The 11,741-nt window shown below is 39.0% G+C and carries 8 protein-coding genes; 2 read left to right on the top strand and 6 right to left on the bottom strand.

Annotated elements, in window-relative coordinates; all coding sequences use genetic code 11:
• The first annotated feature begins 129 nt into the window (after nt 1-129).
• Both HS960_RS19245 and HS960_RS19240 read left to right on the top strand, forming a co-directional pair.
• Nucleotides 130-2,607, top strand: a complete 2,478-nt coding sequence (locus tag HS960_RS19245) for a phosphocholine-specific phospholipase C (protein ID WP_182330401.1) — start codon at nt 130-132, stop codon at nt 2,605-2,607.
• A gap of 178 nt (nt 2,608-2,785) precedes the next feature.
• Nucleotides 2,786-3,640 (top strand): PIG-L deacetylase family protein, encoded by an 855-nt coding sequence (locus tag HS960_RS19240; protein ID WP_182330399.1) that lies wholly within the window; start codon nt 2,786-2,788, stop codon nt 3,638-3,640.
• 87 nt (nt 3,641-3,727) lie between these two features.
• Here HS960_RS19240 and HS960_RS19235 read toward each other — a convergent pair whose 3' ends face one another.
• The 6 genes from HS960_RS19235 to HS960_RS19210 all read right to left on the bottom strand — a co-directional run bounded on the left by HS960_RS19235 (nt 3,728) and on the right by HS960_RS19210 (nt 11,740).
• Entirely contained in the window at nt 3,728-5,071 is a 1,344-nt protein-coding gene (locus tag HS960_RS19235; RefSeq protein WP_182330397.1) for a TlpA family protein disulfide reductase, read from the bottom strand.
• 12 nt (nt 5,072-5,083) lie between these two features.
• The gene (locus HS960_RS19230) at nt 5,084-6,310 is read right to left on the bottom strand and encodes a thioredoxin family protein (protein WP_182330395.1); all 1,227 of its coding nucleotides are present in this window, start codon (nt 6,308-6,310) and stop codon (nt 5,084-5,086) included.
• A 45-nt stretch (nt 6,311-6,355) separates the two neighbouring features.
• Nucleotides 6,356-7,849: a retropepsin-like aspartic protease gene (locus tag HS960_RS19225; protein WP_182330393.1), complete on the bottom strand. Its 1,494-nt coding sequence runs from the start codon at nt 7,847-7,849 to the stop codon at nt 6,356-6,358.
• 75 nt (nt 7,850-7,924) lie between these two features.
• Nucleotides 7,925-9,487: a PKD-like family lipoprotein gene (locus HS960_RS19220; protein ID WP_153844809.1), complete on the bottom strand. Its 1,563-nt coding sequence runs from the start codon at nt 9,485-9,487 to the stop codon at nt 7,925-7,927.
• Between the two features lie 7 nt (nt 9,488-9,494).
• A complete protein-coding gene (locus tag HS960_RS19215; RefSeq protein WP_153844810.1) occupies nt 9,495-10,277 on the bottom strand; it encodes a DUF4843 domain-containing protein in 783 nt (260 codons plus the stop codon).
• An 8-nt stretch (nt 10,278-10,285) separates the two neighbouring features.
• Nucleotides 10,286-11,740 (bottom strand): RagB/SusD family nutrient uptake outer membrane protein, encoded by a 1,455-nt coding sequence (locus HS960_RS19210; protein WP_153844811.1) that lies wholly within the window; start codon nt 11,738-11,740, stop codon nt 10,286-10,288.
• Between the last annotated feature and the right edge of the window lies 1 nt (nt 11,741).

The following is an 11,741-nucleotide window of genomic DNA, read 5'->3' as shown; positions in this document are numbered from 1 at the left end:
AACAATCCCCGCAGATGAGATCAATCGTTTGCGGGGATTGTTTGTTAAAAACGTTACATAAAAAAAGGTAGCGAATGAATATATTCGCTGTAGACCATTGAATTTAGTAGAGAGACAACAAATTTATTTATGGATAGCAGAAGAGATTTTATCAAGAAGGCTTCATTGTTAGCTGGTGTTTTTGGCTTACAGAGTGCTATGCCAGATGCCATACAGCGAGCATTGGCGATTGAACCTATAACAGGAAGTACCTTTTTAGATGCCGAACATATTGTATTATTGATGCAAGAGAATCGTTCTTTTGATCATAGTTTTGGAACACTTCGTGGGGTTCGGGGATTCAATGATCCACGAGCGATTAAATTACCTAATGGTAACCCCGTATGGTTGCAGTCGTCGGCTGCAGGTAAGACCTATTCACCGTTTCGACTGGATATCAAAAACTCAAATGCTGCCTGGACCGGAAATTTACCACATTCCTGGGAAAACCAGATGGCAGCCCGTAATCAGGGAAAACACGATAACTGGATCGAAGCGAAGCGTCCGGGGGGAAAGGTGCTGAAAGAGATTCCTTTGACGATGGGTTATTATACACGTGAAGATATTCCTTTTTATTATGCATTGGCTGATGCCTTTACAATCTGTGACCAGCACTTCTGTTCGTCTATTACAGGTACAACAACCAATAGGCATTTCTTTTGGACGGGAACCTGTGTGCCACATAAAGGGGCGAAGCCATTGGTGCGGAATTCAGATATCTATTTTAACCGTTGGGCACATTGGAAGACTTTTCCTGAGCGCTTGGAAGAAGCAGGGATCTCCTGGAAAGTCTACCAAAATGAAGTCAGCATAGAAAGTGGCTTAGACGGTGAGGATCTGTTGGGTAATTTCACGGACAATAATTTGGAATGGTTTGCGCAATATCATATTGAATTCAAGAAAAGCCATCTTGATTTTATGCATAAACGTGTTGCAGAATTACCAGCGGAGATTCAAGAACTTGAAAAAGCATTAGCGAATAATAGCTCTGAGAGTGTCCAGAAAACACAGAATAAACTCAAGCAGAAGCAAGAGCAGCTGAATAGCTATCAAAAACATTTGGCACGTCTTACGGATCATGCTTTTCAGCAGCTTCCTAAAGAACAGCGTGCCTTGCATGACCGCGCTTTTCAAACGAACGAGGGTGATTCTTTCTATCGTGAGACAAGCGTGGTGACACATGAAGGTGAAAAGATTACTGTTCCTAAGGGAGATGTTTTACACCAATTTAGACATGATGTGAAATCTGGAAAGTTACCCGCAGTGTCTTGGCTTGTAGCACCACAAAGCTTCTCAGATCATCCGAGCGCCCCTATGTATGGAGCTTGGTATGTATCGGAGCTTTTGAATATTCTGACAGAGAATCCCGAAATCTGGAAGAAGACTATTTTTATTCTGAACTATGATGAGAATGATGGTTATTTTGACCATATTCCTCCTTTTGTAGCGCCTAATCCTGCAGATAGCCATTCAGGAAAGACTTCGCCGGAATTAGATTATAGTGGTGAATATGTGAGTTTAGCACAGGAGCTTGCCGACGGTGAAGAAAAAGATAATGCAACGGAAGGCCCAGTGGGGCTCGGTTACCGCGTACCTTTGATTGTGGCGTCACCTTGGTCAAAAGGCGGTTGGGTCAATTCGGAGATTTGCGATATCACATCGACGATTCAGTTTATGGAGCATTTCTTTGAGAAAAAGTTGGGCAAGCATGTGAAAGAGGAGAATATCAGCTCTTGGCGCCGGGCAATTACAGGTGATTTGACATCGATATTTCGGAAAGCTGAGGGAGCGAATGCTGTTGATTTGCCTTTCCTTGATCGGAATCAGCAGATTTATGCCATTGATCAGGCAAAATCGAAACCACTACCTAATAATTTTCATGTTTGGTCGAAAGAGGATGCCGCAGGATTGCGGTCTAAAGGTCGTTCCACTTTACTGGCAAGACAGGAGAAAGGTCAGAAAAACTCCAGCGCGTTGGCGTACGAGCTTTATGTCAAAGACTCTTTTGCTAAGGAACACAATCAGATTCATTTGACACTAGAAGTTGGTAATAAGGTATTTGGCAGTAAATCGCTAAATAGCCCATTTAATGTCTATAGTGGACCGAGTTATAAGGACGGTATGAAATTTTGGCCATTTGCAGTTGTCGCTGGGCAGGAACTAAGCTTTGACTGGAACTTGGCGGACTTTAAAGATCACCATTACGATTTGACTGTGTACGGACCTAATGGTTTTATGCGCGGATTTAAAGGACAGGAGGAACCCTTATCGGTTGGAGCGATCTATGAAATCGGAAAGAAAGGTCTTTTGACGGGTAATCTTGTACTGGAGGTCCATAACAAAGGGAAAAAATCATTTCATGTACATGTAGAAGATAATGCTTACAGCACCTGGAAGAAATCTGTTGTACTTGCAGCAGGGAAATCTACGAAGTGGATTGTGGAATCTCATAAAACCCATGGCTGGTATGATGTTACTTTGCACGTGGAGGGAACCAAATTTGTACGCCAGTTTGCGGGGCGTGTGGAAACGGGTAATCATTCGAAAACTGACCCTCAGTTGGGATAATAAGCTAACGATTCATTGATAAATGGTATCTGTTGGCGGTACTTCTTTATCTATACGATCCTAGTTCTACAGTGGGCTAGGATCTTTTTTTGTGCCTGTATAGGAAGTCAATCATTTGTTTGTTATGATGAATTTAGTTAAATTCATCATACACTTTGACTTACCAGAAATTTTAACCATGATTAGACTTTTTTTATTCGCTGCATTGTTCTTATTACAGACTAAACTAAGTGTGGCTCAAAAGAGCCTAAAGATAATGATCATCTTTGCGCATCCTGATGAAGGCGAGAAATATACGGGCGGTATTGCTGCTTTGTATACAAAAATGGGGCATCAAGTAAAATTTATGTCGCTAACAAACGGAGATGCGGGTCATTATGCGATGAATCCAGTTGAATTAACTAAGATGCGCTATCAGGAGGTTATGGAGTCTAAACGAATATTGGCATTAGATGCTTATGAAGTACTGAATTATCATGATAAATATCTGAAAAATACAAAAGAGGCACAGGAGAAGGTTATTAAGAGTATTCAAGACTGGCAGGCCGATGTTGTATTTACATATTACCCTGCGGAAGGAGGGCATATAGATAATATGAGCGCCGGTTATATTGTTCGTGATGCAGCACCAAACCTACAGATGAAGAAAAAGCCTGTCTTTGTATATGTTCGTGACTACCACACCATCAAATTTTCATATATACCTGATTTTGCTGTTGCCATTGATGCTGTTTGGCCTGTCAAACTAGCCGCTTTAGGGGCTCATCGATCTCAGCTTGCGGATGTTATTCCCCATAGTATGGGGATTTTGGATGAAGTTAGGGCAGACCCTGAGAAACAGAAGAAAATAATCTATGACAATGCTTATCCATTCAGTAATATTACCGACATTAATCGACCAGCGCTGCTCAAGTGGTATGGAAAGGATAGTGCCGGGATAAAGTATATTGAATCCTATGAAATTGCTGAATTTGGACGTCAACTCGAGGAGAAGGAGATGCCTTTATTTTTTCCAATGCTGTCTCAAAGATGAGGATTATTGCTACTTGAAAGATGCTTTGTTTTAAGAAAGGCCATCCTTGGATGGCCTTTCTTTAGGTAAATGTATGGCTGGATTTTCCTATTTTTTACTCCATTCTTCGAGTAGTGCCTTCAATTTAGGGTCGCTTGGTCTCGGACTATCGGCTGAGATCAGGTTGCCAGATTTGTCGATGAGGATATAGCGTGGAATCGAGTTGACTTTATAGGCGTCTGATAGGGTATTTCCAGATCCTGCGTGTAATTGGATCCCTTTTAAGTTTTTTTCCTTTACATAAGCCTCCCATTTGGGTTTATCTTGATCAACGGAAACCCCAACAAAAGCAACTGATTTGTTTTTGAATTCCTCGTTCAATTTTTCCCAATGTGGTTCTTCTGCACGACAGGGACCACACCAGGTTGCCCACATATCGATTAAAACAACTTTGCCTTTTAAGTCCGCAAGGCTAACTTTTTGACCACTAATATTCGGATAGCTAAACTGAAATGCAGGTACACCAGTTTTTGTCTCGACAAGCTTAGCTTCAACAATCTTTGCACGTTCAATCTGTTCAGGTAAAGTAAAGTATTTTCTATAGCTATTATTCATTTCGTGAAAGTCGCTGTAAGAGCGTGCTCCTTCGAGACGTTGTAGCACATATTGTCCTTTAAGCACATCGGGACCTATCGCAGCAACCTGTTGATCAAATGTCGGTTTCGTTGCCAAGTCTAACTTCCTGTACACCATATTACTCATGAAGCGATCTCCGTAAGGAAATTTAAGAAGCTCAGTTGTGAGAAAGCGATCAGCATTAAATTGCGTATAATAATCGCTCATTTCCTCTTTGCTCGGGTGTGCCGTACGGGGCATGTATAAATAGGAGATCGCATAATACGCAAAATCGTAATCTACTATTTCAGGGAAAAATTTATCGAAGTTTGTGTTTCCGGTTTTAACTGCTTTTTTGATACCATCGAGTTTTCCTTTGAATTGTTCCACCTCAGGAAAGAAATCTACATAGGTACTCATACCACCCGGTGTTGTTCCTTTATCATGGAAACTTTTTGAAAGTTTGTCCCAATGATAAAGCGCCTCATTTTCGGGACTATTGTTGCCAATAAGTTCATATTCACTCGGTGTCAATTTTAAATTAAGTTCCTCACTGCCTTTGAAATAGAAGCGGAACAATCCCTGTTGATTTTGTGCGGTTCCGCTACCAATCGAATATAAGCCTTCATACTCTGGTGTGAAACGGAATCCAAATCGGCCAGCAGCATCCGGAATAGCTGTTGCAATTTCTTTTAGTCGTCCATTGAGTACTTTGAATAGGCCTACACGTTTTACTTTAATAGGATCTGTTGTTCCGGTAACATTGCTCGGTTGTTGTGCTAGCACAACAACCGATGAAACGAATGTCGTCAATAATAAAATGGTTTTTCTGATCATGATTGAATTGGTTTAACTAAGTGTAAATGGAATAATTTTCTTGATATCTTTCGCTTGAAATAAATCTGGATTCTTTTTGTCTATGGCATCTTTCAAGGCAAGTAATTCTTTTTTTAATGTGGAATGACTGGAGCTAGACAGATCAGCGTTTAAGAGTGTTTGCACAGATTTTGTCGCGTTTTTAAAGTCTTTTAGATAGTAATAAAGTAAGGTCAAGCGGTAGTTATCGATGGCATCTAGTTGCTGCATACTTTGCTGTTGCTGGTATTCGGCTAATATTTTATTTAGTATTTTAGGCTCCTTTGCTTGGTCTATGATGACTTGTCCCAATGCATTGCTTCTAAGATCCCAAGTCGTGTAAAGATTGAATTGCGTGATCAATTTCATATAGGTATTGGCATCTTTGGAGCTTGTGTAATAATTGGAGATAAATGCGGGTAAAAAGATATCCCAAAGTTTGTCATTAAAAGTTGGACGAATATACGTGAGCATGCTTTCTAAGCTGTCCAGCTGTTGCGTAGAACCATATTGTTTGCTTTTCTTTGATGCCATTGCTGAAATTTTATTCCGAAGTAGATTACTACCGTACATCTTGATGAGTTGAGGTAGGTGTGTGTAAACCCAATCGTTGTATTTCGGGAGTGAGGTAACGCTATTGGCTAAAAATGCTGCTTCGCCGAAAAGGTCTTTTTGTTGATCCAGGTAGCCTTCTAATTCTGCAAAATCGTGCTTCTCACCGGTCTTGATAAACCGCTCACTATAGGCCGCTGGATAGTTATTGTCCAGACTATTATTAAAGGCTAGAAATAATTCGGATTTGCTGCGTTGAACGGCTTCTTTTAACAAGGGGACAAATCGGTCTACCCCAAAGAACCCTGATTCGGTCAATAGCGTTTTTCCATCTGGATTTACAATAACATAAGTTGGGAAACCGGGGGCACCGTATTTTCGGGCCAGCCTTTTGCCGTCCATCTCCTTCATCACGTCGGTTTTGTAGAGAATATAATTGGCTTTGAGTTCACTGACCACAGCAGGGTCTGGGAATACTTGCTTATCCATTTCCGCACAGGGCATACATCCGACAAAGTAAAGGTCAATAAGGATAAGTTTGTTCTCTTTTTTTGCCAGCGCTTGACATTCGGCATAAGTTCCTTGAACTATTTTTTCCTGCGCATGCAACAGGCATGACAAGAGCAGACCACAACAGGTTGCGACCATATAAAAGATATTTTTTTTCATCTAATCTGTGTTTTGGGCGATTGTATATTTAGGGCCTCTCAGTTGTTAAATTGTAATTGTTTTATTGTCCGCAACAGTAATGACAATGGGCTGTTCCTTTGCTTTTAGTCTTATTTCTTCAATCAGCATCGGTTTTTTCTTAAGTTGATCTTCGGTGTAATTGTCGATCCTTTGAATTATGGTCCCTGCTTTTAAGCCATCGAGGTTTTCAAGGGCACCTATTATTCCTAAAGCTTTCAGTCGACCAACATTGTCCCATCCAAATTGATAGTTTTTTACCAGAAAGTCTTGCGGGGCGGTATGTAGCTTATTCGGTGAAAAATGGACCTCATTATCTGCTAGATTGATTGTGATATTGTATCTGCTGAGGAGGCGGACGCCTATGGATCCGTCAAATCCTGGCTTCCATTGCTCGTTTGCAGAACTACCTCCCATTAATGTAATGGGTAAACCTTTTACGGCGGGTAGTGGTGAAATAGCAAATTGATAACTGTTACCGGAGAAGGTCGGCGAAGAGACGCCCATGCTTACGGTTGCTGCCTGAGCTTCGGGCTTAAATCCACTGACAAGTAACTTATTTTGGCGTACAAAAGGGCGGAAACAGATGAGGTCATAGGATGCTCCGGTATCGAATACAAAATGTCCTGTATACGTTTTACCTTGTATGATTTCAAGTTGACCGGGAAGAATCATTACTCCCGCGGGCATTGTAATCGGAACGGTAGTTCCTTTGTCTTTATATTGAAAATCTCCAAAATCATACAGCGAAATTAAGTTTTTGTCGTAATCGATGTGGGTAATAAATTGACGAATTAATGTATTACCAATGATACCATCACCTTCTTTACCTATTTCTGGGAATATCGCAATACCCTGTCCGTTTAATTTTAAGGTGTCTAATAGAATGCTGTTATTGTCCGACACTTGAATTTTGGTATTGCCACCAACCACAGAAGCATTATTCTCTCTTGTGACCTTTAGGCCAATAGCATCGGCTAATTGTTGATTTACAGCCATGCCGTCCGCTCCAGTATCAAACAATAGTCGTAATGGTTTTTCGTATCCGTTGATTTTGACCTGGAGATAAATGGAGCCGTTCTTGTTTTCGAAGGGGATAATAGCACGTAATTGTGCTTTTTCCTTACGTTGCATACCGTAGAGTTGGTCAAATAGGGAATGGCGCACTAACTTGCCCGATTTATCGAGAAACGCTTCTGTATTACGCTGTTTATCGGCCCCAGATGTGATGTTCAATTGCAAGGTAGTTCCCTTTGCTGTTTTTTTTTCTGATGTAACCTCAATTTTTGAAACCGGGTAATTTTTGACAATCTGGTTTAAGCGAAACTGGGCTCCAGCATCAGTATGTCCTGCTATTGAGAAGTTGGGTGCCAATTTTCCAGCTATGAAAGCGGTGTCTTTCTGCTGGAAAGTTTGAAGCAGTTTTTGGGTAAATATTTCTGTAGATTGTGCATAGCTACTGAACCAAGCTAAGGCACATAACCCAGATAAAATTGATTTTTTTGTTTGTATATACCACATAAAATTGGTTTTAAATACTTTTAACCATCGGTGTTTCTTAGAACCTTAGAGATGGCTTTAGATTTCCATAATGAATTAATAGGTACTCGGATAACTACTTTCAGATACCCTTGGCGAGATATATAAAATTGATCTGGCGGAACCAGTTCCTTCTAAAACTTGAGTGGGAACAGATTCTAAATTTCCAGAGTTTTTCTTAAACATTCTTATTTTATAGTTTGATCCAGATTTACTTCCTATGATAAAGAAATTGAAATTGTATTCCGGCTCGGTTGTGACGGCATATTTTAGATGTTTGATAAAAGTGACTTGTTCTCCACTTGGTACGGCATATTGTAATTGTTCAAAACCATTGCTAAGATTTCTGCTGTAAACATTGTTATTGGTGACAAAATATAATAGATTTTCATCTTCAGTCAACAAGGTATATAGTGAGGCATTCTGTAATAGAGAGCTCGAGCTTAAAGTTTCACTTTTAATAGTCAATTTTGTTCTGTCGCCTTCTAGAAAACACAAGGATTTTAAGGAAGGATCCGTTTTATCTTTCAAAATAGCGTATCCCTGTCTTTTAGAATAGTAATCCGGTGCTGGTAGGTATGTGGTGGATTTGAATCCTAAATATAAAGCTGTTTTATTGTTTTTGACCGTAGGTAATGTATTTCCATCAACACTTGAGAAAGTCGTCAATGTAGATCCCGATCCATTTACAAGCGTAACAAATGAACTACTGTTGTTATCAAATAAAATAGGATCTACACTATATTGGCTTGCAAAATAAGGGGATAGGCTATATGGGCTATTATTGTCGTCATATCTTACTTTGCTCCCAAATTGCCCTTTATTTACGCTATTGGAGTAGATATTGTATAATTCACCTCTATTAATAAGATATATGGCAGAATTTCCAACAAATGCACTCACTGGGGGAGCGATGTTTTGGTCTCCACCTATAAATAGTGTTGATTTGTCTCTGATTGTTTTTAAATTATTAATGCCTACAGCTTGTACATCTTTTTCTGTGGTGATAAATAAGGTTCTCGTATTTGCATATGTTGTAGGGTTCAAGATATTACTTTTGTATGCAGATGTAAAACTGAAATTACTTGCTTTGCCCTGAAGTTTAGAACCATTCGCTGTGCTAAGCGCGTTTTCGATTTTTCCATTGACCATGATACTTTGGGGGGTTAAAAAAAGATCTAGATCTGAATTTGCACCGTCATCTTTCAGTATGTACCAACCTCTAGTAAAAGCAGTAGCGACCGTTAGTGTTGTAGTTTTATATTGGGTGTATCCTGTTCTTTTATTCTTTGCAAGGAACACCAGCACCCAGTCTTTTGCGTCTTCATGGACTGCATATTTTAGATTTTTCGTATGACTAATTGTGTCTACTGGAGCCGATCGACCTTGCACATTTGTTTCATATATGCCCCAGCTATATTCTAAATCACCATCTTTGTTTGAGCTGATCTGTGGTTCAATCTTGATGGTATCTTGAAATGCAACTGCTGTATACTTGTCTTCGATACCTTCAATTTCAATGTACTCTTCTGTATTGTATGTGTAGTTGCTTTTATCTTTAGCACAAGAGGAGACAATTAGTGTAAGTCCAATTAGTAAATAATAGAGAAACTTTTTCATATTCGTTTTAGTTTGGAAAGGTGATTAATTCTCCATTTTCATCTTTTAATGGATTGCCCGGGTGTGCATTATTGTAATCGATCAATGCAGTGCCAAGGAAAGATTTATAATAGTTGATTAGATCTATAGCGCTATATACTTCTGAAAAAAAATTATCGTCCCATCTTTCTTGTGTAGTCTCAATCATAAATTGATGTTTTCGGACACTATATGCTCCAAAATAGTATTGAGAGATCGTAGTTGTCCAATTATTGGGTTTATTTAGACGATCTGTTATTTGGAGCTTACGCCAGAGTTTGCTGTTTTCTCCGAGCTTGAAATTGTTGTTTTCTACTAATTGAAATCCGAGATTTATCGTTTTGGCTTTTAATTCTGGATCGCGTAAGATAACAATTGGAACCTTTGCATGTACTGAATCGGCATTGATGCTATATGCATTTGTGAGACTCGGGTCGTCAAATGCTACATAATGTTTTCCGGGGATAGCATTATCGACATTTGGTAGATTTATTTGCTCAATTTTATAGCTGCGGTCTGTTTTGGACAATTTACCAATTGTATAAATGTCGAAGTATATGGTATCCCTAGTGATTTTTTCAGCATCGTAATAGAAAGTCGCACCTTTTAATGTATCCTGATATTCCGAAACAGTCGTTCCTCGCGGTACGATAGGAGGCCCAAACTGAATACGAGCTTCATCGTTAAAAATATAGTACTCATCTTTTGCACAGGAGATAAATATTATGGTGCATACTGAGAGCATAAATAGTATAGATTTATAGTTGTTCATTGTATTTCTTAATTAGATGATTCAACCGTTGGCATAGGTAATAAGTAATTAATTAAAGCTGCTGATGGAGCGAATAGCACTTGGATTTTGGGAACGTTTAACCTTTTGTAAGTGTAAAATGCCTGACCTTCAGCATAAAATTCTTTCCGATATTCTTTAATTATTTCTGATAGCAGGCCTGATTTATCTTGTGGTATAGCAGTGGATCCAATATTCCGAGAGAGTCTGAATTGTTTAAAATAATCTAAACCTTCATTAAATGGTGCTGTTTCAGCTAAAATTAGATACATTTCACTTGTCCTAAGTAGTGGAATTTGTTTATAATCCGTGCTTACAGTAACGTTATTTTCATTTGTGAGATACTTTTTGATGACGTTATATTTTGAGCCGTTAGTCATGGTAATTAAATTCCATAAGGTAGCTTCCCTGAAATCGGTGCCGGTATTACCGTATAATTGATTTGTAATTGTTGTGGCCGATGTCCCTTTGCGGTAGAGGCCGTTTCCGAAATAATTTGTATAAGTTTTGGCCATATCATAAGCATAAAGGCCAAAAATTTGTTCGGTTGTCAGCATAAAATTTGATGCTGTATATTCAACGCCACCAGCTAATTGAAATTTAGGGGCATTTTTTTCGTTACGTGCTTCGATGATCTCTTTTGCAGCCAAATATGCTTTGTCGTTATCTCCATACCATAAGTTCGCCCTAGCTTCCAATGCCTTTATTGCATAGTAGTTCATGCGCATATTCCGGTAGGCGATAAAGTCATCATCTGGTTTAAAAGCACTACCATACCCATTGGGGTTGCGTATATCTGCCATTGAATAGTTAAGCATGGGATCTACTGATTTAATAAGTTCTTCTGCTTGTTTGATGTCGTTCAATAGTTGTGCTTTGTAGGATTCATAGGAAATATGTGCATTGATATTTCTTCCAAATTCTGTCACATAGGCTAATTCGTTGCCAATCGCATGGTTTTGAGGCATAGGACCATACAAGCGCATTAAATCTAAATGGATAAAGGCTCTTAAACCGAGGCATTCCCCTTTTATGATTTCGTATATACCTGCTGTTTTTAAGACCGATTTTTTTAAATCGATTTGTTGCAGTATAGCATTGATATGAGCTATTGTTTTATATTGTTGGCTAAAGATTAGGTTAAATTTGTCGATTACTTTGCTATCCGAGAAATTGTAAAGGCCCAATTGTTGTTCGACGGTGTTGTTTGTGACATCCCAACTTGATACTAAATTTTCAATGGTAGCAAAACTTAATTCTTTGCCATATGTACTTTCATTTTTTAGATTAATATAGACGCCAGTCAAAGCATCTTTAAATCCTTGTTCAGTATCAAATTGTTGATCCTGCGGAACTTGGGTTTTTGGTACGATATCCAAGAATTTGTTGCATGAAACTGTATAAAACGCAGTAGCAAGCAAGATTATATAGATAGATTTTTTCATG

This window comes from Sphingobacterium paramultivorum (assembly GCF_014109745.1).
GTDB lineage: Bacteria > Bacteroidota > Bacteroidia > Sphingobacteriales > Sphingobacteriaceae > Sphingobacterium > Sphingobacterium paramultivorum.
This window is presented reverse-complemented; position numbering and strand designations above follow the sequence as displayed.